Below are 22,222 nucleotides of genomic sequence, written 5' to 3'. Positions count from 1 at the left end.
TTAAGGGGTTAGCAGAGGTTCCGGGAGTCTATTCAGAGAGGCGATTAAGAAGATGCAGCAGTTCCTGGCGATGATGTAAACCCAGTTTTGCCAGAATTCGACCCACGCGATACACGATTCTGCTGTAGGGCAGACCCCGCAGCAACGCAATATGCCGCAAGGATTCACCGGAGGATAAGTTTCGCAGGATGGCCCACTCCTCACGCGAAAACCACTCGCCACGCAGGGAGACGGGGACAGCGAGGTTGGTCAGCGTGTGTTGCAGCTGCGCACTTGGGAGCTGGCGCTCAATGACATTAAAGGGACCCGCCGCTTTGCAAAAAAGGCGACCATCATAATCATCTGCCCGCACCAGCAGATTCACGGGCGTGTAGGGGGGATAAAGGGCCAATCTGCGCAGCGGATCGAGCAGATCCGTAAGAGGGGAGATTCGGCTTTCAATGTCCACGACAAGCCGCGCAGAAGGCCAGAGTTGAACCGCACTGATGGCGTTTTCAAGCGTGTCATAGTTGCAGCAATGGCTTAAAGGGGAGGGGCTATGCTGGAATCCGGTGCAGAGAAAACGATCGTGCGAAACCAGAATCATGAAGGGCACGTCGGGCTTACGCATTTGATTGATGGACTGGCTCAGATGGACAAGACGATCAAAAAAAGGCGCGCTAAAGCGTGATTGCGCGAATCCCAACGAATCACTTCCCGTTCGGCGACGCCGATAACGGCGTACGGTCATGCGCATAACGTCCCTCTCAGGCGGCTGTCCTTTACTCTCGCGGCCAGCCAACGGATGGCCAGTAATATCCCTGACCGAATCCCGCTCCTGCTTTCAGCGCGCACTCACGATCCCGGTTTGATTCAATGCCTTCGATAAGCACATTTTCGGCAACGTGTGCGCAAAGGCTCACCAGTTCTTTTAATGCCGGAGTCGCCCTTAGTCGCCAGAATGCTATCTTATCGATTTTGATCCCGCTTAAGGTTAAACGGCTGCGTAAGAATCGCTGAATTTGCGTTTCATCAATATCATCAAGCCAGATGCGACAGTGACGCCGGTCAAGCAAGTGCAGGCGTTGAACGACACGGTGATACGACGCAGCGGGCAAAGAAAAAAAGGTGTCCGGATCGACAATCTCGATATTGATGCCAGGGCTGAGCAACGGTAACACCCGGCGAAATAATTCCGTCTCTGTTAATAAGGTTATCGGCAGATTGATAAAAAGATTGGCGTCCGGAAGACGATTTTTTAACGTGGCAAGCTGGGCCTGCAGTAATGCCAGCGACTCTTCAGCTGACTGCTGGTGAAAATAGCGTTCACTTTGATCGGGGGTGGCGAGCACGCTGAGGACCTCCAGACCGACGATGCGGGAGGTGGGCAGCGCGACGATGGGTTCCAGTTTTAAACCAACGACGTCACGCGCCACACGCCGCCATTCCAGCGGATCTGAAAGCAAACAAGGGTTCAACGCGCTCACACCACAATCCTGTCATTACCGGCCTCCTGGGCGCCGGGATACCGTTCTTCATTGTGAAGGCGATGACGAGGGGAAAATACAGGGCGTTACTTAATGTCTGCCAGGCTTTTTCGTATAGGGCTGATGCGACGGAAAATAAGGCGAAATGGCGAAAAAATGGGCATATCTCAGCGGCCTCCAGACCCAGGCGGAGAGAAGACAGGCAAACACGCCAAAAGGCATTGACTCACTTGCCATTGACCGTATAATTCCACGCGTTTCACCACGTTGTATCGCACTCTTCTCCGTGCGCCCTTAGCTCAGTTGGATAGAGCAACGGCCTTCTAAGCCGTAGGTCGTAGGTTCGAATCCTACAGGGCGTACCATTCAGCTACTTGCGCCTCCTTCTCATCGTCTGATTTTTTCCGATTAGGATATAGCTTGTACATTACCTCTAAAATCGAGTCAGTTAGCTTCGCATGTTCTGACGTTGCTTCGGATTCAGCAAGGTAAAATGGCATGCTTTTATATTGCTTTTCCAGGATATTAATTTTTCATGTCTGATGACATTGATCAGAACTTCCGATAAAGCTCGAACTGGGGACGTAATCTCTTGGCTGACTTTCTGCCCTCAGGCTTTAGTGAAAATATCTGTTAATTGCAACGTGGCGCAAAAAAGGGTCGTGATTGGAAGTATGAAAAATTAAATGTGAAGCTTACCTGGTTTAGGTGGCGCAAAGCGCCACCTCTTAATTATCCGACACGCCTTGTGACTGATTTACCAAGTCGGATGAAGGTAATTTCAATGTATCGAAATATGAGATTCGAGATGATAAGCGCTACACCCGTTGCTAAAAGGAAGTAGGTTAAACTCCCTTCGGTATTAATATTAAATGGAGTGGTGATATAGTACTTTATCGCAAAGAAAATAATTATATGAGACAAGTAAAGGGAGTAGGAAATATCTCCAAGCCTATCAAGTATTCCAATTTTTGGCAGAACGCCTGACCTTTCCAGAGTTAATCCAGCTATCGTAACTGCGATGGCAGCAAACCCATAGCTGGATGGGCCGTGAAAATTTGATACTCCACATTCGAAGAGGGAAATAAAAATGATAAACGATAGAATTGATAACGATATATAGGTTGAGCGTTTAAAGTTTACTCTGCTTATCACAGCCGAAATAATAATCCCATAGATGAATTCTATAAGCATAGGTGATGCTAACAGTTTAAACAGACCTTGAGTGAAAGCTAACGTCAGGGGTAGTTCAAAACTAACAGTATTATTAGAAATAAGCTGAAGGAAAATTACGCATGTGAGTATTATCAGTGAAGCAATCAAACCTCTTTTTTCATGGCAAATACTGATTGCTAGCACAAAAATAGAATAAAAAAGAAGTTCGTATGTAAGTGTCCATGCTGGATAAAGAAAGTTATATCCATAAAAGGGGGCTGCAGAATCAAAGTTTAAAGGAATAAACATTAATCCTTTGGCTAAATCAACAGGTTGTGGTATACCAGGAGCTATAGCAATAAAAGTGAAAACGCAAAATATAAATACCGGGTAAATTCGGAATATCCTCCTAATAATAAAGGTTAAAGGTTTGCTATGTTCTTTTTTAAGTGTTGACTGATGAATTATAAATCCACTTATTATAAAGAATAAATCAACACCGAATATTCCGTGCGAAAATAATTTGGAACCAATATCAGTTATGCCAAATGCACCATTCAAATTCTCCTTGAGGTGGGTGAACACTACCATTAGTGCGGCAATACCCCTCAAGTACTGGATGCTGTGGAATCTTTCCTGCATATAAATCAACCAGTGAAATTAATTTTAAGTATCCTCCAATCATAACAGCATGATGCTGTTGATCAAGCAGTCAGAACAATAGTCGGTCGAAGGGTGTCGATTTGGCAGGGGCGACGCAGGATGTAGCACCGAGGGTGATAACCGTGAGGTGTAAAGTGACTCCTTTGCCGCCTCGAATGTCACTTTAAAAATTGCTTATTTTCCGAACAGTTTTTCACAGTGAATTTCGGGATGAAAATTCTTGATTAAGTCAATAACGTACCCGGTAGTAAAGATCGTAAGGGAAGACGGCCATTTTTTTGTTGATCTCCCTTTTCCACAAGGTAAAACCTAAAGCGTTTGGATGCACCCCATCGGAATGAGTATATTTTAACTTTATGCCATCCTTATTTATCATATTCTTAGGTAAAGGTATGACATGACAGTTTTTGAACTGGGAGCATGTCGTATGGATTCTGGCATTGGCGGAAGGAAAATCAGCCGCGACAAAGGGGTACTTGACCCGATTTGGTACAAACGTTTCCATAACAAAGAGTTGCTTCGCGCGCGGCGCAGCATATTCGATCACGGCTGCAATCTCCCCTCCAAGCGCCTCACCTGACTCGCCCTGCATGAAATTGTTCGCACCCACTGATACCAACACGCCGTTGTACTTTTCAATTGGTGTTTCTTTTATACGTTTGAAAACGCCATGAACGGTGTCTCCCGCAATACCCAGGTTGACGTACTCGACATGCAGCTTATCCTGTTTCAGCGCCTGTATAATTGAGTCCCCAAAGAAAAGATAACTTTCATGAGACGCTTGCGAAAGGCGCATTTTATTGATTTGATTAGTAATTCCATAAAAACTCATGGGACTTTCATCAGTTTTATATATTGACTCGGCCTGCGCCAGAAAAGGCGATAGTGCTAGCATTAAAAAAATAGTCTTCACATCAACTCCTTATTGTTACTAAGGGATTTTACCACTTTGGGGAAGCTATCGGACCCTTGATAATTCTGACTTTTTAGAGTTTTGTAGGTACGCACAGTGACTTTTGTGCGTCTGTGCGAGGCAACTGGTATCTGAATGCACCGAACTGCAAGCCTTGATAATCAGTCTTACTTTTGCATCATATCAAAGGCGTACAGCGTTAAAGTCTCTTAAGTCCAATCTCATTCTGCATTTTATTTTTAAAAGAGCACAAAGTTGTACCTCACTCACCATTCGCACAATGACGCTCTATCCCGCTACGGTTTACGCTTGATTACAGAAAGATAATGCGTATAGTTCTCATTCTCTTTGGTGTTTGTGGGCGCAGAGGGACATCTCCCGCATAAAGTGAGCGCAGTTCTCACACGGAACCCTGAGTGTTTACGGTGGATTCTGCACTGGCCTCACCGCCTGTCGACAAAACATATCGCACAAACGCATGCGACGCAGACCCCGCCTGACTTCTCTTTAAAACGGTAAAGGATGTTCCTGATGACAAAAAAATTGTCCGCGCTGGCACTGCTGGTCGCTGCCTCTCTTTCGGGCTGTGCGGCTCAAAACGCGACTCCCGTTGCACCTGAATCTGCCCAAAAGGTTGCCGCGCCGGCGGAAACGGGCGTGGTGAAGCGCGATCTGGCGGATGGGCTTTATGAAATGGTGTTAAGCCCGAAAGGTGATGCGCTTTATGTCGCCAGCGCGGAAGGGTTCAAAGATGTGCAGGGCGGGGTTATCTATAAACTCGATCCGACCACCCTGAAAACCCTTGGCCGAAGCCATACCGATTTGAAAAACTTTGCGCTGGCAATCTCCCCTGATGGCAGCACCCTCTATGCGACGAACTCCCTGGACGGCGGCATCACTGCCCTTAATACCGCAGACGGTAAAGTCAAACATCGTCTGCTGTTCACCGAGCGCAACAAAGAGGGTTATCCCTACGGCGCGCGTCAGGTCTTGCTCCATGATGGGTTACTGTATATCGGCGGAGTCGCGGATCCTGCGGTCATCTGGGTGGTAGATGCCCAAACGCTGAAGTTGAAAAAAACCATTAAGAATGCGGGTCAGTGGGTGACCGGGCTAATGTGGTCTGAGCAGACCGGGCGCATCTATGTAGCCAACGGCGGCGGGGAGATCCTGATCGTTAATCCACGCACCAACCGTATCGAAAAACGCTGGAAGCCTCTGGGCGATAAACCAGCACTGCTGCTGAATATGGCCGAAGACAGCGCCACGGGCCGTTTGTTCGTGACGGACAACTCCAAAGCCAAAACTACGCTGGTCCTCGACATCCGCACGGGCGAAATTATTAAGCAACTCGACGTAGGTGATTCTCTGGCGGTGAAATTCAACCCCAAACGCCATGAACTCTATATCACCCAGCGTGAAAGCGGAAAACTGCTGAGTCTGGATGCGACCACCTGGGCGGTTAAGCAACGTTGGGATCTCCCGCCTAACCCCAACAGTCTGCTGCTGTCGGATGATGGTCAGACGCTCTACGTCACCGTGAAACAGGCCTTTAATAAAGACCACTCCACGAACGGGCCGGACAGCGTTGTCAGAATTTCTCTCAAATAAAAATGACCCGGCCCGGTAACGGGCCATTTTGCGCGTGATGAACGAGTTAATTATGAAAAACACCAGAATGAATAAAACGCTGCTGGCGATAGCTATCGGCACGGTTATGCATGCCGCTCAGGCGGCGGAAGCTCCCAAAGAAGAGACCATTGTCGTGCAAACGGCACCGGCTGATGCGTTTAAACCTGGCGGCGATCGGCTTGTTCCGGCCTTCCTGGACGGTCAGGTCGCCAACGGCGGACGCATGGGCATGCTGGGCCAACAGAGCGCGATGGACGTGCCCTTTAATATTATTAGCTACACCTCAAAGCTGGTAGAGGATCAACAGGCCCATACGATTGGGGATGTGGTGGCAAATGATGCGGGCGTGCAATCGGTTCAGGGCTTTGGCAATAACGCGGAAAGCTACCGTATTCGCGGCCTGAAATTCGACGGCGACGATATGACTTTTGGCGGCTTGTCGGGTGTCTTACCGCGCCAGGTTGTCGACGCCCAGATGGTTGAGCGTATCGAGATTTTTAAAGGGGCTAACGCCCTGATGAACGGCGCCGCGACTTCTGCCGTGGGTGGGATGATCAACCTGGAACCCAAACATGCCGGAGACCTCCCGCAGGCGAAAGTCGGCGTCGATTACACTTCAAACTCTCAGATTGGCACGACCCTGGATGCGGGGCGTCGTTTTGGTGACAGCGACCAGTTTGGCGCTCGCGTTAACCTGGTACATCGCGAAGGCGAGGCGCCCGTGGATAACGACCGCCGCCGCACCACGCTTCTCTCAACCGGACTTGACTATAAAGGCGATAAGTTCCGCACCTCCGTGGATATGGGCTATCAGAAGAAAAGTTTCCACGGCAGCGAAACCGGCGTGAATATCTCCGGGGTGGATTTTGTCCCCGAGCCTCCCAAAAATGATCGTAACTACTCGCAAAAATGGGCCTACAGCAATATCGAAAATGAGTTTGGGATGTGGCGCAGCGAGTATGACATTACCGACAACTGGACTGCCTACACCGGCCTGGGCGCGCAGCACGCACACGAAGAAGGGCTTTACAGCGGGGCGAAACTTGTCGATAAGAGCGGTAAAAACACCGCCACGCGTCTGGATACTAACCGTATCAGCGATTCTGTCAGCGGTATGGCAGGCATTCGCGGTAACTTCGACACCGGCTTCGTTTCCCATAAAGTGAATGTCGGCTATTCGGCGATGAGCAAAAACGAAAAAATTGCCTGGAAGATGTCGGCCGCGGCAGATAACCCAATCAGCAATATCTATCACAATACCGGCGTGGATGCGCCTGACAGCACCAACTCAAATGGTAAGGGCGGCAACTATAGCGATCCTCTCACCAGCGGGCGCACCCGCACCCAGGGCTGGCTATTGAGCGACACGCTCGGCGTACTGGACGATTCACTGCTGTTTACCGTCGGCGCCCGTCATCAAAAAGTGGTGATTCGCGGTTACGACAAAATCACCGGCGCGGAAAATGAAGGAGACAGCTTCGACGGCAGTCGCTGGATGCCAACCTACGGCGTGGTATACAAGCCGTGGCAAGAAATTTCACTGTACGCCAATCATACCGAAGCGCTACAGCCGGGCAAAACCGCACCCAATACGGCGACGAACTACGGGCAAAGCACCGGTATCGTTCACTCGAAGCAAAACGAAGTTGGGGTGAAGGCTGATTTTGGCCGTGTGGGCGGCTCGCTGGCGTTATTCGAAATCAAAATGCCTTCTGCAATCCTCGACAGCGTGACCAAACACTACGGACTCGACGCCGAGCAGCGTAACCGTGGCGTGGAGCTGAACCTGTTTGGCGAGCCGATGCTGGGGATGCGGCTTAACGCCAGCGCAACCTGGCTGCAGGCGGAAATGACCAAAACCAATAATGGTCTTTACCAGGGCAACGATGTGATTGGTGTGCCGAATTTCTACGCCGTGTTAGGCGCTGAGTACGACATCAAGCCAATCGACGGGCTGACGGCTACCGCCCGCGTAAACCACTCCGGTTCGCAGTATGCCAATCTGGCGAATACCAAAAAGCTGGACAGCTACACCACGCTGGATCTGGGCGTGCGCTACCGCTTTGCGGTCAACCATGATCAGAATCAGATGACGCTTCGCGCGGGTATCGAAAACGTGACCAACGAAAACTACTGGGCGGGCACTGAAGACTCTGGAACCTATCTCTTCCAGGGCGAGCCGCGCACGTTCAAAGTGTCGGCCAGCTACGCGTTCTGATTTCTTAGTATCCGGGGCAGGGATGCCCCCTTGCCTTCAACTGACCTGAAACTTGCTCCCGCTGACCCGAAGTGTTAAAAGGTGCCCCTCAATAAATAGACAGGGGAAAGGCGTGAAAGACGCGTCATCCGCTTCAGGCACCGGTGTTTCTGAAGCTTCGTCGGAACAGATTCCGACGCTGCAACGTGGTTTGCAAAATCGACATATTCAATTAATTGCCCTTGGCGGCGCTATCGGTACGGGGCTTTTCCTGGGTATCGGCCCCGCCATTCAGATGGCTGGCCCGGCGGTTCTGCTGGGTTACGGCATCGCCGGGGTCATCGCCTTTTTAATCATGCGCCAGCTTGGCGAAATGGTTGTCGAAGAGCCGGTCTCAGGCTCGTTCGCGCACTTTGCCTATAAATACTGGGGCCCTTTTGCAGGCTTCCTCTCCGGCTGGAACTACTGGGTGATGTTTGTGCTGGTGGGCATGGCTGAGCTGACTGCGGCGGGCATCTACATGCAGTACTGGCTCCCCGACGTCCCTACGTGGATCTGGGCCGCTGCCTTCTTTATCATCATTAACGCGGTTAACCTGGTGAACGTGCGCCTGTATGGCGAAACCGAATTCTGGTTTGCCCTGATCAAAGTGCTGGCGATTATTGGCATGATCGGCTTTGGGCTGTGGCTGCTGTTTTCGGGGCACGGCGGAGAACGCGCCAGTATCGATAATTTGTGGAAACACGGCGGCTTCCTGGCGACAGGATGGAAGGGGCTGATTCTGTCACTGGCGGTGATCATGTTCTCCTTTGGCGGGCTGGAGCTGATAGGGATCACTGCCGCAGAAGCGCGCGATCCACATAAAAGCATCCCGAAAGCCGTTAACCAGGTGGTGTACCGGATCCTGCTGTTTTATATCGGTTCGCTGGTGGTCTTGCTGGCGCTTTACCCCTGGGTGGAGGTCAAATCCGACAGTAGCCCGTTCGTGATGATTTTCCATGATATGAACAGCAATCTGGTGGCCTCGGCGCTTAACTTTGTGATTCTGGTGGCGTCCTTGTCGGTCTACAACAGCGGCGTCTATTCAAACAGCCGCATGCTGTTTGGCCTCTCTGTTCAGGGCAATGCACCGAAATTTTTAACCCGCATCAGCCATCGCGGCGTGCCGGTAAATTCGCTGCTGCTCTCAGGCGGGATCACCTCTCTGGTGGTGCTGATTAACTATCTGCTGCCCAAAGAGGCCTTTGGCCTGCTGATGGCGCTGGTGGTTGCCACGCTGCTGCTGAACTGGGTCATGATCTGCCTGGCGCACCTGAAATTTCGCGCAGCGATGCGTCGAAAAGGGCGCGAGACTCAGTTTAAGGCGCTGCTCTATCCGGTGGGAAACTATCTCTGTATCGCCTTCCTGGGGATGATCCTGGTGCTGATGTGTACGCTGGACGGCATGCGACTTTCAGCAATGCTGCTGCCGGTATGGGTTGCCTTCCTGTTTGTGGCGTTTAGGCTTTCTCGCAAAAAAGGCATGTAGCCTTACGCCCGGCAGCGCAGCCGTTGCCGGGCTAACAACCTCTCAAATTTGAAACGCAATCCGTTTCCCATTAGGCAATGTGACATCAAGACTCAACTCTCCACCGAGCGCTGCGACATAGCGTTTTAGCGTGGACAAGCGTGGGTCATTACCCGGTTGTTCGATTTTAGCCAGCGTAGGCTGCTTTACGCCCATTGCCGTGGCGAGCTCCGTCTGCGAAACATTGAGTTCCTCACGCAGTTGGTGAAGTGCAACTATACGGCGCATTTCTGCAATCTTAGCTTCAATGCGCGCCTGACTTTCCACGCTTTGTTGTGCCATGAGTTCTTTTAACGTTGCCATAGGATCTCCTTACTTCGCCAGGTGTTTACTGAATTCGGCGTCAGCCAACCTAATCATTTCTTTGTAGAATTGTTTTTCAACGCATCCAGTTTTATCACCAGCGCAGAGCACTATGGCTTTGCGACAGGGATCGAAAGCGAAGAATGCCCGAATCGGATCGCCAGCATGCTGGATGCGGAGCTCTTTCATGTTGGGATACACAGAAGATTTAACGGTATCCACATACGGGCGCCCGAGCTGCGGGCCGAATTCTGCAAGGATATGCAATGCAGCCAACATATCCTCCTTTAACGAAAGTGACTGGCGAAAGAGCCATTCTTCAAATCTCTCAGTAGTTTCAACATTCCACATTGTTTCTCCTGTGCTTCCTCGCTTAAATAATTTTATAGCTTATTGGCTATAAATCAATATTGTTCTTCGCCTCAGGTTCTCAAAAAATATTTATCGTGACCTCCTTCCCAAATCTGTTGCGATCCGCAGGATCTTTATTTTGTAATCGATTACTTTTTATGTGAACCGTTTTGTAATCGATTACTTTTTCTGGGTGAGGCTCATCATGGTGTCAACAACTGAAAGTAGTGGAAAGGCGACAGTACATCACCGGATGCTGGTTCCGCGTCTGTCGCTGATGATGTTTCTGCAGTTTTTTATCTGGGGTAGCTGGTCGGTAACGCTTGGCCTGGTGATGACCCAGCACAACATGTCGTTGCTGATCGGTGATGCATTTTCCGCCGGGCCTATCGCCTCAATTCTCTCGCCGTTTGTGCTTGGTATGCTGGTGGACAGGTTTTTTGCCTCACAGAAGGTGATGGCAGTGATGCATCTGGCCGGGGCGGCGATCCTCTGGTTCGTGCCAGGCGCGCTGGTCGCGGAAAACGGCGCGCTGCTGATAGGCCTGCTGTTTGGCTACACGCTCTGCTATATGCCCACGCTGGCATTGACCAACAATATTGCCTTTCATAGCCTGGCGAACGTCGATAAAACCTTCCCGGTTGTCCGGGTGTTTGGCACCATCGGCTGGATTGTGGCGGGGATCTTTATCGGTGTGACCGGTGTGGCTTCCAGCGTGACCATTTTCCAGGTGGCCGCGGTCAGCTCCGTGCTGCTGGCGATTTATAGCCTGACGTTGCCCCATACGCCTGCTCCGGCGAAAGGGCTTCCGGTTCAGGTTCGCGATCTGTTCTGTGCCGATGCCTTTGCGCTGCTGAAAACGCGCCATTTCTTCGTCTTTTCCGTCTGCGCGATGCTGATCTCCGTACCGCTTGGCACCTATTACGCTTACACCGCCTCGTATCTGGCGGATGCCGGTATTGCGGATGTCAGTACCGCCATGTCATTCGGGCAAATGTCCGAAATCGTCTTTATGCTGGTCATCCCGCTGCTGTTCCGCCGTCTGGGCGTTAAGTACATGCTGCTGATCGGTATGCTGGCCTGGTTTGTGCGCTATGCAATGTTTGCCCTGGGCGTGAGCGAGGAAGGTCGTATCCTGCTCTATCTCGGCATTCTGCTGCACGGCGTGTGCTATGACTTCTTCTTCGTGGTCGGCTTTATCTATACCGATCGCGTGGCGGGGGAGAAGGTCAAAGGTCAGGCGCAGAGCATGATCGTCATGTTCACCTATGGTATTGGCATGCTGCTTGGCTCGCAGATTTCTGGTGCGCTCTATAACCGCCTGGTGGCGGGGCAGACCGTACCGCAGGCGTGGGTGACATTCTGGTGGATCCCGGCGGTGGCTGCCGCGGTAATTGCACTGATTTTCCTGCTCACGTTCAAATACGACGATGACAAGGCGTAATTTTCAGGAGGTGGTATGAGGACAATAAAAGGACCGGGTATTTTTCTCTCGCAATTTATCGGCGGGCAGCCGCCGTTTAATACCTTAGACGGACTGGCTGGATGGGCGGCGGATAAAGGATACAAAGCGGTGCAGATGCCGTGCAACCATCCGCACATTTTTGATGTGGCTAAGGCCGCCGACAGCCAGACCTATTGCGATGAAATCGCCGGCATACTGGCCGGGCACGGGCTGGTTATCAGCGAACTGTCGACCCATCTTGAAGGGCAACTGGTGGCGGTAAACGACGCCTATCGCGAGGCGTTTAGCCACTTTGCTCCGGCTGAGGTCCGCGGGGATGATGCGGCGCGTCAGGCGTGGGCAACCGAAAAGGTCAAACAGGCGGCGGTCGCATCGGCCCGATTAGGGTTAACGGCACACGCCACCTTCTCCGGCTCGCTGGCGTGGCCCTTTTTCTATCCGTGGCCACCGCACAATGCACAACGTTTTTACGAGGCCTTTCAGGCGCTGGCTCGCCGCTGGCGTCCGATACTGGATGTTTTCGATGAGCAGGGGGTGAATCTCTGTTTTGAACTGCATCCCGGCGAAGATTTACACGATGGTGTAACGTTTGAGCGTTTTCTGGCGCTTGTCGACAACCACCCGCGCTGCAATATTCTCTACGATCCCAGCCATATGCTGCTGCAACACATGGATTATCTGTCGTTTATTGATATCTATCATTCACGTATCAAGGCGTTTCACGTCAAAGATGCGGAGTTCAGAGCTAACGGGCGCAGCGGCGTGTATGGGGGCTACCAGCCCTGGATCAACCGAGCCGGGCGTTTTCGTTCTCTGGGGGACGGGCAGATCGATTTCAACGGTATCTTTAGCAAGCTGACTCAGTACGACTACGACGGCTGGGCGGTGCTGGAGTGGGAGTGCTGTCTTAAGGATGGCGATACCGGCGCCCGTGAGGGCAGCGAGTTTATTCGCCGCCATATTATTCCGGTTTCCGGGCAGGCGTTTGATGATTTTGCGGCAGGAGGGCGTCATGATTAACGTTGGCATTATCGGCAGCGGATTTATCGGCCCGGCGCATATTGAGGCGCTGCGCCGTCTGGGATCTGTTCAGGTGGTCGCGCTGTGTGATAGCTCGCTTTCACAAGCCCAGGAAAAGGCGCGCCAGCTGAATGTGCCGCACGCCTACGACAGCGTAGAGGCGCTGCTCGAACACCCCGATTTGCACGTGGTACACAACTGCACGCCAAACCATATGCACGCCGGGATTAACCGGCAAATTTTGCGGGCGGGTAAGCATGTTTTCTCCGAAAAGCCGCTGTGTATGACCCCGGAAGAGGCCCGCGAGCTGGTGGCACTGGCTGAGCAGGCGGGGGTGATCCATGGCGTCAGCTTTGTCTATCGCCAGTTTGCGATGGTGCGCCAGGCGGCAAGCATGGTGCGTCAGGGCAGCCTCGGACGACTCTTCGCCGCCCACGGCAGCTATCTTCAGGACTGGATGTTACTGGAAACCGACTACAACTGGCGGGTGGATGCCGCGCTGGGCGGCGCGTCGCGTGCGGTGGCGGATATTGGCTCCCACTGGTGCGACACGGTGCAATTTGTCACCGGGCGGCGGATCACCGAAGTCATGGCCGATCTCGCCATCGTCTGGCCAACGCGCAAGGCCAACATGGCGGGCAATCAGACCTTTTCACAGGGTGAACATGCACAATACGAAGACAAACCGGTCACCACCGAAGATTTCGGCTCCGTGTTGATCCGCTTTGATGACGGCAGCAAAGGCAGTTTTAACGTCTCGCAGGTGAGCGCCGGGCGCAAAAACCGTCTGACGTTTGAGATTAACGGCAGCGAGCAGTCGGTTGCCTGGGATCAGGAGGTGCCCCAGCAGCTATGGACAGGACATCGCGCACAGCCAAACCAGTGCCTGACGGACGACCCCGGTTTGATGAACAAGGATGTGGCCGACAGTGCCCATTTTCCTGGCGGTCATATTGAGGGCTGGCCGGATGCGTTTAAAAACATGATGGCGCAATTTTACCGTGCCGTTGAGGCCGGTGAAATGCCCGCGCGGCCTCTGTTTGCTACCTTCCATGACGGTGCAAACGTCATGCATATCATTGATGCTATTGTGAAAAGCCATCAGCAACAGCGCTGGGTGCCGGTCGCGTCTTAAACCATTGCCCGGTTCGCCGGGCAACAAATTTATGGTAGCCTGCATAAAACGCTAACCGCAGGATGTGTCGTCGCTATGTCAATTCAGAAAATCGCCAGGCTTGCCGGGGTGTCCGTGGCAACGGTTTCCCGCGTGCTGAATAACAGCGATTCCGTGAAAGCCAAAAACCGCGAGCGCGTCCTGCAGGCCATCAAAGAGAGCAACTATCAGCCCAACCTGCTGGCTCGCCAGCTACGGACCGCCCGCAGCTATATGGTGCTGGTGATGGTGTCCAATATCGCGAACCCGTTCTGCGCGGAAGTGGTGAAAGGCATAGAAGAAGAGGCCGAAAAGAACGGTTACCGCATCCTGCTGTGCAACTCCGGCTCGGATATAGAACGCTCCCGTTCGGGCCTGAGTCTGCTGTCGGGTAAAATTGTTGATGGCATTATCACCATGGACGCCTTCTCAAAGCTTCCTGAACTTTCCGCCCTGATTGGCGCCGCCCCCTGGGTGCAGTGTGCTGAATACGCCGATGCCGGAACGGTGTCCTGCGTGGGGATTAATGACGTCGACGCTTCGCAGCATGTGGTGAGCCAGCTTGCCGACGGCGGGCATCGACGTATTGCATTAATTAACCATGACCTGAGCTACAAATATGCACGACTTCGCGAACGTGGCTACAAAAGCGTGCTGCATCTGCGGGAGCTGGACTATCAAAGGGTGGAGTATGCCAGCGAACTCAGCTCCAGCGCCGGGATGAAAGCCATGCAGAAATTACTGGCAGAGGACCCACCTGATGCGGTCTTCGCGGTTTCGGATACGCTGGCGGCAGGCGCGATGCGCGCTATTGAACAGGCCGGGCTCAGGGTTCCGCAGGATATTGCCGTGGTGGGTTTTGATGGAACAGAGTTGTCAGAGATGATCGCCCTGACCACCATCCAGCAGCCGTCGCGGGAAATTGGGCGCAAGGCGGTCGATTTACTGCTGAATAAAATCGATAACCCCGATGCGCCAACGGAAAGAGTGATGATGGACTGGCGCTATGTTTCCCGCGCCAGCACCTGACGTTTATTTTGCGAAGGCGTCCGACAGCGAGCGGATATCGTTTCCGGTCGGAGACTGATGAATGCGCAGACCAAATTCATCCACCACCGCGAAAATATGATCGAAGATATCGGCCTGAATCGCCTCATATTCCGCCCAGACCACCGTATTGGTAAACGCGTAAATTTCGATCGGTAATCCGTGAGCCTCTGGCGCTAACTGACGCACCATCAGCGTCATATCTTTACGGATGCGTGGGTGATTGCGCAGATATTCGTTCAGATACGCGCGGAAGGTGCCAATATTGGTCATCTTACGCCTGTTCAGCACCGACTCGCCTTCACCATTTTCCTGATTCCACAGCGTAATTTCGTCATGGCGTGCAGACATATAGGGTTTTAGCAGCTTTGCCTGAATCAGATGCTGCTGTTCCTGCTCGTTCAGAAAATGAATGCTGGTGGTATCTATATTCAGGCTGCGCTTTATACGACGCCCGCCGGAAGTGGACATGCCGCTCCAGTTGATAAACGCATCGGATACCAGCGCCCACGTGGGGATCGTGGTGATGGTATTGTCAAAGTTGCGCACCTTGACGGTGGTCAGCCCGATATCCGTTACCGTGCCGTTGGCGCCGTATTTCGGCATCTCCAGCCAGTCGCCCAGCTTGAGCATATCGTTGGCGGAAAGCTGAATACCGGCCACTAAACCGAGTATCGGGTCTTTGAACACCAGCATTAACACCGCTGCCATGGCGCCCAGACCGCTAATCAAAATCGCCGGAGACTGCCCAATCAACAGGGAGATAATCAAAATCCCGACCAGGATAGCGCTCACCAGCTTAATGCCCTGAAATATTCCCTTGAGCGGAAGCTGAGAGGCGGTAGCCATTTTCTGCGTCAGATTGAATATCACATCCAGTAACGAGAAAAAGGAGAGCAGGGCGTAAACCATGACCCACAGTTTTGCGCAGGTGGTCAGTAACTCCGCCGCTTCGCTGCCCTTCTGAAGCCATAATGCCGCCTGAACGTTGACGATAATCCCCTGGAGGGTAAAGGCCAGACGGTGAAATAATTTATTTTCAGTGATGATTTGCAGCCATAAATGACTGCTGGCACGTGCACGCTTTTCAAAGATCCGCAACACGACTTTGTGCAAAATAAAATGTACGACAAGGGCAGTCAGAAAAATAATACCAAAGATAATCACTAACGAGGTGGTGTGATTAATTTCAATCCCTAACTCTTCAACCTGAGCAATTAATTCCTGCATAACGTCTCCTGTATTGATGCAGCCTCATGATGACGGCTGCGGATCTATTATGCAAATTCGACGCTTTACTTCGCCAGCTGACAGCTTTTCACGACCGGCAAGCACAGACGATGGCGCATCCGTACCGTGGCCAGCGCCAGCACGATCATCATGGCGGTTTCGACACCGAGAAAGAGGGTGATCGCCCGGGTATACTCTCCGTGATGGGTTTGCAGGGCGTGCAGCAAAATCGCCCCGAAGATAGCCGGGCCCAGCCCCAGCGCCGCTTGCTGAAGGGTGCTTAAAATGGCGCTGGCCGCGCCTGCATCATCAGGCTGAATATCGCGCATCCCGATGCGATAAAAGCTGTTCACAATCAGCGCCTGTCCATAGCCGACCAGCCCTGTTGCGGGCGCCAGCGTCAGCGCGGTGTTGCTCATGCCCCAGACCCGGAAGGTGGCGATGAGCGCCAGCAGGCCGATAATTTGAATGGCCAGACCGGTTAGCAGGATTGTGCTGGTGCTGTAACGGGCAATCAGGCGAGGGGCAAACCACGCGGAGATAAAATAGGTCACCCCGAGCGCGATAAAACTGTTGCCAGACTGCCACGGCGCCATCCCCAGACCCGTCTGCATGGTGAGCGCCATGCAGAACATAAACCCGGACCAGACGCTGAAAAAGAGGAGCGCAATCAACACGCCAAAACGAATACTGCGCAGCTGCAGCAGACGGGGCGGGATCAGTGGATGCGCATCCTCGCGCTCTTTTTTACGTGCATTCAGCACCATCAAATAGCCCAGAGGAATAATGGCGAACAGCGCGACTTTCAGCGGCCATGACCAGTGCCACTGCGGGCCAAGCGCCATCGGGAAGAGCAGGCAGCAGAGGATAACTGCCAGCAGCGCGGTGCCCTGCCAGTCGATGCGGGACGGCGTATCCCGGCGGGTTTCCGGCACATAGCGTTGACTCAGCGCCAGCACGACGAGGCAGATCGGCACATTGATAAAGAAGGCGTTACGCCAGCCCAGCCCGGCAATATCCGCCGAGACCAGCCAGCCGCCGCCCATCTGACCGACGATAAACGCGATGCCGCCGATGCCGCCGAACAGGCTAATGGCTTTTGCATGGGCTGTCCCTTTGAGGGTGACATGCAGTGTGGCCAGGATTTGCGGCATGATCAGCGCCGCGCCTGCGCCCTGAACAATGCGCGCGGCCAGCAGCTGTTCAACGCTTCCTGCCAACCCGCACAGCAGCGAGGCAAGACCAAAAATCGCCACGCCGGTCATAAATAAGCGACGCCGACCCAGGTTATCGCCAAGCTTGCTGCCGAGCGCCAGGCAGACGGCAAAAGCCACGCCGTAGAGCGCGACAATCAGCTCCAGTTCGGTGGCGGTGGCCTGTAAAGAGTGGGTGATGGAGTCCAGCGCCACGTTGGTGATTGAGGTATCAATCAGCGGCAGCATCTGGCCGGTTAAGAGCAATATCAGGCCTGCGCGGCCCGGTGAAACAACTGACGTATTCATGGTTACTCCATTGCGTCATTCAGCAGATGGTCGTAGCATCAACCATCTGATAAACGGGTACCAGTTCTTGCTTATACTGGTACTGGCACTACCATGCAGGGGGAATTATGGCGCTCATGTCGGAACCCGTCGTCTCGCTCAAGGATGACACCCGAAAACAACTTGGTGCGTTCTTACGCGCCCGACGCGAAAGCCTCGATCCCCAGCGGCTCGGCCTGCCGCGCAGCGGTCGACGTCGCACGCCCGGGCTGCGCCGTGAAGAGGTCGCCCTGCTGGCAGACGTTGGAGTCACCTGGTACACCTGGCTTGAGCAGGGCAGGGACGTCAACCCGTCCAGCGCGGTGATGGCCGCCGTGGCAAAAGCGCTGCAGTGTACCCCGACCGAAGCGCGCCATCTTTTTGTGCTGGCCGGGCTACCGCCGGGTGAAGCGCCGCAGGCCACCTGCTGTGAAGGCATCAGCGAAGGCACGCGCCGCCTGCTTGATACGCTGATGCCGAAACCGGCCAGCATTCAGAAACCCAATTTTGACATCGTGGCGTGGAACGACAGCTTTGGTCATCTGATGGGCGTCGATTTCAATGCGATCCCCCCGGAAGACCGCAACTGTATTTATCTGTTCCTCACCCACCCGGCATGGCGCGCCCGCCTTGGCCGACGAGACGATGTGCTGCCCGTTTTTGTCTCCTATTTCAGGGCGGCGATGGCTGAGCATCGGGGCGACCCGCTGTGGGAAGCCAAACTGGCCCGCTTTTTTGCTGTGTCCGATGAGTTTAAAACCCTGTGGCACCAGCGCAACGATGTGCGCGGTGTGGAAAACCAGCTCAAGCTGTTTACCCATCCTGAGCTGGGGGAATTTACCCTGCAGCAGATGTACTGGTACTCTGCTCCACGAAACGGTTCCCGGCTGCTGGTGTACCTGCCAGTGGATGACGCCGGGGAGAGAGCAATGGAATGGCTGACGGAGCAGGCAAGATGAAGGTGACCGGCAAAGAGGAGCGGCTTTTACGCCGCGCGCTCAACGAGTGGCAACAGGAAGGCACCTTAACCGCTGACGAGCATCAGCGGCTGGCGGGTACGCTTCACCGCGTGACCATGGACTGGCAGCGGCTGAGCCGCTACGCCTTCTGGACGGCGATTGCCTGCGTCATCATCGCCATCGGCAGCCTGTTCTCGGACAGCGAACTGATGGCGCGCATTATCGAATTCTTCGCGTTTTCCTCCCTTGCCCGCATCGGGCTGCCCGCGCTGCTCGCCGTGCTGTTTTACCTGTGGGGATTCAGCCGCCAGCGGCGGGAGAGACAGTGGCACTATAGTACCGAAGCGATTCTTTTCCTTGGGGTCTTGTTTACCGCAATCGCACTGTGGCAGCTGGGTGAACGGCTGGATAACGGCAGTGGTCATATTGCGCCGCTGTTTCTGGCGGGCTGTGCGATTTACGGGCTGGTGGGGTACTTTGGCCGCTCCGGGCTGGTGTGGTTGTTCTTCTTGCTCTCGCTTGGCAACTGGTTTGGCGCCGAGACCGGCTATGTATCCGGCTGGGGTGCCTACTGGCTGGGGATGAACTATCCGGTGCGCTTTCTCTTTTTCGGCGGCGCGCTGCTGGCCCTGTGCTGGGGACTGCGCAGTCTGTTGCTGGCAAGGCATCTCTATACCATCAGTAAAGCGATGGGGCTGACGTATCTCTTTATCGCCCTGTGGATCATGTCGATAGTGGGTAATTATGATATCGATAACTGGTACAGCGTCACTCAGGCCTCGCTCCTGCCGTGGGCGCTGCTGTTTGCGGTGGCGGCGGTGCTCTGTATTTACATCAGTCTGAAAACCGACGATGGCATGCTGCGTGGATTTGGTCTGACGTTCCTGGCCATTAACCTCTATACCCGCTACTTCGAATACTTCTGGGACGCCATGAACAAGGTGGTGTTCTTCCTGATTCTGGCGGCGTCGCTGGCGGTGATTGGGCGGTATGCGGAGCGGATCTGGCATGCCGGCAGGGCGGACAGGTAGATTTTTGCGAGGGGCTTTCAGGGATAAACAGCGGGATCGGTCCAGGCTGAATATAAGGTGTAAGGTATGTCCGGAATGAAAACAACCCACTGAATCTCTGCCATTTAGATGGGAACTAAACTGGACTATACTTGCGCGATGAGTAACCACTGATGGCCCCACTGATGATCGATTCCGCTGATTTTAGCCAGAAATTAGGGCTTATTTCCCGAAACGTTGAGCATACTGCTGCGTTTTTGGCGCGTGGTACGGAAGAGTTCACCTTACCGGGTTTTGTCCTGCCAGTGGGATACCGCCTTCTGAAATCACGTTTTAACGACGAATATCGCATCGTCACCACGGATGATGGTCAGCCCTACACGGCGTATGCTGTAAAGCTCGAATTTCATAGAGAGATTACTTTTCCGCGCAGTGCGGCGACGCAGGTGATGGTCTGGCGTACGCCACGTATGCTGCATCAGCGTGTCATTCATGGGTTTCCTCAGTGCTTTTTCCAGTGGTTACTCAGTAAATATGACATCGTTGTGTCTGACAGTGAGCAGACCGGAGATGGACAGCGTTTTTGGCTAAGAATGATCGACTGGGCATTTTCCATGAACTATCAGATTAGCGTGGCAGACGGGACGGTCGAAGAAGCATGGGAACTTACGCCCGTCAGCTCTTATGCTGAGCTGGAAGAGCGATGGATAGCCTTTGCATGGGGACACGATCGCGATATCCATCCGCATCGCAGGCTGGTTATCAGCAAAAGTTGACGGGCCGAACTGCGCGGCCCGTTTAGCTTAGCACTCGGTGACAATGGTGCTCAGCGGCAGGCGAGATTTTGGCAGCGTGGCGTTGAAATCTTCCACGCTGTGATGCCCAACCGGGACCACGACCAGGCTGGTGAAGCCTTTCTCTTTCAGACCAAACTCTTCATCGAGAATAGCGGCATCGAAGCCTTCAATCGGCACGGCATCCAGACCCATCGCGGCCACGCCCAGCAGGAAATTACCCACATTCAGGTAAACCTGTTTTGCCATCCACTGATCGTCATCTTTCAGATCCACGCGGTGCATATCGGCGAAATAGCAGCGACCTTTATGATTCGCCGCTTTTGCTTCTGGGGTGTTGAAGCGACCGTCGGCGTCTTCCTGATCCACCACGCGCTCAAGCCAGGCGTCATCCATGGCCGTTTTGGCACAGAAGACCACTACGTGCGAGGCGTCCAGCATCTTACGTTCGTTGAATACAAAGGTGCCCGCGGCGGATTTTGCGACGCGTGCTTTGCCTTCCTCAGTGCTGGCGACGATAAAGTGCCAGGGTTGCGAGTTAGTGCTGGACGGGCTGAATTGCAGCAGGGTTTTGATGTTTTGCGCTTCTTCAGCGGTCAGTTTTTTGCTGGTGTCGAACGCCTTCGCAGAGTGGCGTTTCTGCGCGACAGAAATAATATCCATAACAACTCCTGGGAAATACGCCCGTGGGGGCGCGAAAGAAAAGCAGATTACAAGGGTCAACGGGAAAAGATAAGTGCAATTCGAGCGCTTAAACTGTTCGTCTTAGCCGAACAATCAGGCTGGACGGATGCGCTTCTGATCTTTTTTCGGCAGCTTATCCACAACCAGGTTCCACGAGTCGTTAATCAGATCGGCGACCAGTTCCGGTGTCATGTCATCGGTGCCATAGAGGGAGATCCAGTGTTTTTTATTCAGATGGTAGCCCGGTTCGATCCCGCGATAGATTTGTTGATTTAATAAAGATTTTTCAGGATCGGATTTCAGGCTGACGTGCAATCGCCCGTGCGCGACGGCGGCTAACATGAAAATCTTTCCGCCGACTTTAAAGACATCAAACTCTGGCCCAAACGGCCAGCAGTGTTCGGTAAACGGCAACGCAAGCGCCACGCGTTTTGCGTGTTCCTGTAGTGATTTACTGTCCATTGATATCCTCGATGGCGAGGGCACGCCACATGGCTTCAAATCCCAGCGCTTTAAAATCGACGGCGCGGGCCGGGTCGCGCGTGGCAAATTCCATGGTTGTTTCAGCCAGCGATAAGAACATCGCATCGCCAAAGGTCTTAAACTCGTCGGACATAAAGATCGGGCGCACTGCACGACGGCACAGTTCGTTCAGCTCCGGGAACATATTGTGGACGGCCTGTTCGGTCTCTTTGGAAATTTTCTCGCTCACGCCGAGCTGGCGGATCGCGCCATGGGCAACAGGGTTAAGAATGCCCCAGTCAACATAGCTGTTCCAGATATTGCGGGTATGTTCTTTAGGCAGCGTAATAGAGCGATCGAGGTTTGCCCGCATGTTCTGGCAAAGATCCTGTTTCAGGTGCAAATAGAGGGCATTAAGCAGATCGTCTTTGGTCGCAAAGTAGCGAAACAGCGTTCCTTCGGCGACGCCCGCATTACGGGCAATCAACGCCGTGGAGGCAGCAATACCTGATTGCGCAAATGCAGCGGTTGCTGCCTCCAGTAACGCCAGTTTTTTATCTTCACTTTTTGGACGAGCCACTCAAAATCCCCCTTGTACGTCCTTCTATAGCCGGTGAAGGCTGAAGAAGTT

General features: G+C 53.3%; 21 protein-coding genes and 1 tRNA gene. 11 read left to right on the top strand and 11 right to left on the bottom strand.

Annotated features, from left to right (window positions below; genetic code table 11):
• Nucleotides 1-28 precede the first annotated feature (28 nt).
• Together LZP96_RS04700 and LZP96_RS04695 are read right to left on the bottom strand one after the other, a co-directional pair.
• Nucleotides 29-736, bottom strand: a complete 708-nt coding sequence (locus LZP96_RS04700; protein WP_064325142.1) for a helix-turn-helix domain-containing protein — start codon at nucleotides 734-736, stop codon at nucleotides 29-31.
• 25 nt (nucleotides 737-761) lie between these two features.
• Entirely contained in the window at nucleotides 762-1,466 is a 705-nt protein-coding gene (locus tag LZP96_RS04695) for an EAL domain-containing protein (protein WP_064325143.1), read from the bottom strand.
• 288 nt (nucleotides 1,467-1,754) lie between these two features.
• On the opposite strand from LZP96_RS04695, the gene LZP96_RS04690 reads away from it, so the two are divergent.
• Nucleotides 1,755-1,831: transfer RNA gene (locus LZP96_RS04690), tRNA-Arg, on the top strand.
• A gap of 367 nt (nucleotides 1,832-2,198) precedes the next feature.
• On the opposite strand, the gene LZP96_RS04685 is transcribed toward LZP96_RS04690, so the two are convergent.
• Both LZP96_RS04685 and LZP96_RS04680 read right to left on the bottom strand, forming a co-directional pair.
• Nucleotides 2,199-3,263, bottom strand: coding sequence for an acyltransferase family protein (locus LZP96_RS04685; RefSeq protein ID WP_064325144.1), 1,065 nt, complete (start codon nucleotides 3,261-3,263; stop codon nucleotides 2,199-2,201).
• 250 nt (nucleotides 3,264-3,513) lie between these two features.
• Entirely contained in the window at nucleotides 3,514-4,197 is a 684-nt protein-coding gene (locus LZP96_RS04680; protein ID WP_064325145.1) for an SGNH/GDSL hydrolase family protein, read from the bottom strand.
• Nucleotides 4,198-4,728: 531 nt separating this feature from the next.
• Here LZP96_RS04680 and LZP96_RS04675 point away from each other — a divergent pair.
• From LZP96_RS04675 to pheP, 3 genes are all read left to right on the top strand, one after another.
• Nucleotides 4,729-5,808: a YncE family protein gene (locus tag LZP96_RS04675; protein WP_064325146.1), complete on the top strand. Its 1,080-nt coding sequence runs from the start codon at nucleotides 4,729-4,731 to the stop codon at nucleotides 5,806-5,808.
• A gap of 52 nt (nucleotides 5,809-5,860) precedes the next feature.
• The gene (locus LZP96_RS04670; protein WP_064328076.1) at nucleotides 5,861-8,047 is read left to right on the top strand and encodes a TonB-dependent receptor; all 2,187 of its coding nucleotides are present in this window, start codon (nucleotides 5,861-5,863) and stop codon (nucleotides 8,045-8,047) included.
• Nucleotides 8,048-8,159: 112 nt separating this feature from the next.
• Nucleotides 8,160-9,554 carry a phenylalanine transporter gene (pheP, locus tag LZP96_RS04665; RefSeq protein ID WP_258925708.1) on the top strand — a complete coding sequence of 465 codons (1,395 nt, stop codon included), beginning with the start codon at nucleotides 8,160-8,162 and terminating at the stop codon, nucleotides 9,552-9,554.
• A gap of 42 nt (nucleotides 9,555-9,596) precedes the next feature.
• On the opposite strand, the gene LZP96_RS04660 is transcribed toward pheP, so the two are convergent.
• Together LZP96_RS04660 and LZP96_RS04655 are read right to left on the bottom strand one after the other, a co-directional pair.
• Nucleotides 9,597-9,896, bottom strand: a complete 300-nt coding sequence (locus LZP96_RS04660; RefSeq protein WP_258925707.1) for a helix-turn-helix domain-containing protein — start codon at nucleotides 9,894-9,896, stop codon at nucleotides 9,597-9,599.
• Between the two features lie 9 nt (nucleotides 9,897-9,905).
• Nucleotides 9,906-10,247 (bottom strand): type II toxin-antitoxin system RelE/ParE family toxin, encoded by a 342-nt coding sequence (locus tag LZP96_RS04655; protein WP_064325149.1) that lies wholly within the window; start codon nucleotides 10,245-10,247, stop codon nucleotides 9,906-9,908.
• Nucleotides 10,248-10,452: 205 nt separating this feature from the next.
• Here LZP96_RS04655 and LZP96_RS04650 point away from each other — a divergent pair, with 205 nt between their 5' ends.
• The 4 genes from LZP96_RS04650 to LZP96_RS04635 all read left to right on the top strand — a co-directional run bounded on the left by LZP96_RS04650 (nucleotide 10,453) and on the right by LZP96_RS04635 (nucleotide 14,914).
• Complete coding sequence (locus LZP96_RS04650) at nucleotides 10,453-11,691, top strand: MFS transporter (protein WP_064328077.1); 1,239 nt, start codon at nucleotides 10,453-10,455, stop codon at nucleotides 11,689-11,691.
• Nucleotides 11,692-11,706: 15 nt separating this feature from the next.
• A complete protein-coding gene (locus LZP96_RS04645; RefSeq protein WP_258925706.1) occupies nucleotides 11,707-12,732 on the top strand; it encodes a sugar phosphate isomerase/epimerase family protein in 1,026 nt (341 codons plus the stop codon).
• Nucleotides 12,725-13,867, top strand: coding sequence for a Gfo/Idh/MocA family protein (locus LZP96_RS04640; protein ID WP_258925705.1), 1,143 nt, complete (start codon nucleotides 12,725-12,727; stop codon nucleotides 13,865-13,867). Before LZP96_RS04645 ends, LZP96_RS04640 begins: the two co-directional genes overlap by 8 nt.
• Before the next feature lie 75 nt (nucleotides 13,868-13,942).
• Nucleotides 13,943-14,914 (top strand): LacI family DNA-binding transcriptional regulator, encoded by a 972-nt coding sequence (locus LZP96_RS04635; RefSeq protein WP_064325152.1) that lies wholly within the window; start codon nucleotides 13,943-13,945, stop codon nucleotides 14,912-14,914.
• A 3-nt stretch (nucleotides 14,915-14,917) separates the two neighbouring features.
• On the opposite strand, the gene LZP96_RS04630 is transcribed toward LZP96_RS04635, so the two are convergent.
• Both LZP96_RS04630 and LZP96_RS04625 read right to left on the bottom strand, forming a co-directional pair.
• Complete coding sequence (locus tag LZP96_RS04630; RefSeq protein WP_064325153.1) at nucleotides 14,918-16,162, bottom strand: mechanosensitive ion channel family protein; 1,245 nt, start codon at nucleotides 16,160-16,162, stop codon at nucleotides 14,918-14,920.
• A 65-nt stretch (nucleotides 16,163-16,227) separates the two neighbouring features.
• A complete protein-coding gene (locus tag LZP96_RS04625; RefSeq protein WP_064325154.1) occupies nucleotides 16,228-17,664 on the bottom strand; it encodes an MFS transporter in 1,437 nt (478 codons plus the stop codon).
• Nucleotides 17,665-17,771: 107 nt separating this feature from the next.
• Here LZP96_RS04625 and LZP96_RS04620 point away from each other — a divergent pair, with 107 nt between their 5' ends.
• The 3 genes from LZP96_RS04620 (at nucleotide 17,772) to LZP96_RS04610 (ending at nucleotide 20,427) form a co-directional block, all read left to right on the top strand.
• The gene (locus LZP96_RS04620) at nucleotides 17,772-18,641 is read left to right on the top strand and encodes a helix-turn-helix transcriptional regulator (RefSeq protein WP_064325155.1); all 870 of its coding nucleotides are present in this window, start codon (nucleotides 17,772-17,774) and stop codon (nucleotides 18,639-18,641) included.
• On the top strand, nucleotides 18,638-19,672 hold the full coding sequence (locus LZP96_RS04615) for a hypothetical protein (protein WP_064325156.1): 1,035 nt from the start codon (nucleotides 18,638-18,640) through the stop codon (nucleotides 19,670-19,672). Before LZP96_RS04620 ends, LZP96_RS04615 begins: the two co-directional genes overlap by 4 nt.
• Before the next feature lie 152 nt (nucleotides 19,673-19,824).
• Nucleotides 19,825-20,427 carry a hypothetical protein gene (locus tag LZP96_RS04610; RefSeq protein ID WP_064325157.1) on the top strand — a complete coding sequence of 201 codons (603 nt, stop codon included), beginning with the start codon at nucleotides 19,825-19,827 and terminating at the stop codon, nucleotides 20,425-20,427.
• 27 nt (nucleotides 20,428-20,454) lie between these two features.
• On the opposite strand, the gene nfsB is transcribed toward LZP96_RS04610, so the two are convergent.
• The 3 genes from nfsB to LZP96_RS04595 form a co-directional block, all read right to left on the bottom strand.
• A complete protein-coding gene (nfsB, locus tag LZP96_RS04605) occupies nucleotides 20,455-21,108 on the bottom strand; it encodes an oxygen-insensitive NAD(P)H nitroreductase (protein ID WP_064325158.1) in 654 nt (217 codons plus the stop codon).
• 114 nt (nucleotides 21,109-21,222) lie between these two features.
• Complete coding sequence (locus tag LZP96_RS04600) at nucleotides 21,223-21,591, bottom strand: MmcQ/YjbR family DNA-binding protein (RefSeq protein ID WP_064325159.1); 369 nt, start codon at nucleotides 21,589-21,591, stop codon at nucleotides 21,223-21,225.
• Nucleotides 21,581-22,171 (bottom strand): TetR/AcrR family transcriptional regulator, encoded by a 591-nt coding sequence (locus LZP96_RS04595; protein ID WP_064325160.1) that lies wholly within the window; start codon nucleotides 22,169-22,171, stop codon nucleotides 21,581-21,583. Before LZP96_RS04595 ends, LZP96_RS04600 begins: the two co-directional genes overlap by 11 nt.
• Nucleotides 22,172-22,222: the final 51 nt, after the last annotated feature.

This window comes from Huaxiibacter chinensis (assembly GCF_022171985.1).
GTDB classification, from domain to species: domain Bacteria; phylum Pseudomonadota; class Gammaproteobacteria; order Enterobacterales; family Enterobacteriaceae; genus Enterobacter; species Enterobacter chinensis_A.
Note: the sequence above shows the minus strand (reverse complement) of the source record. Positions and strands in the feature narration are given on the sequence as shown.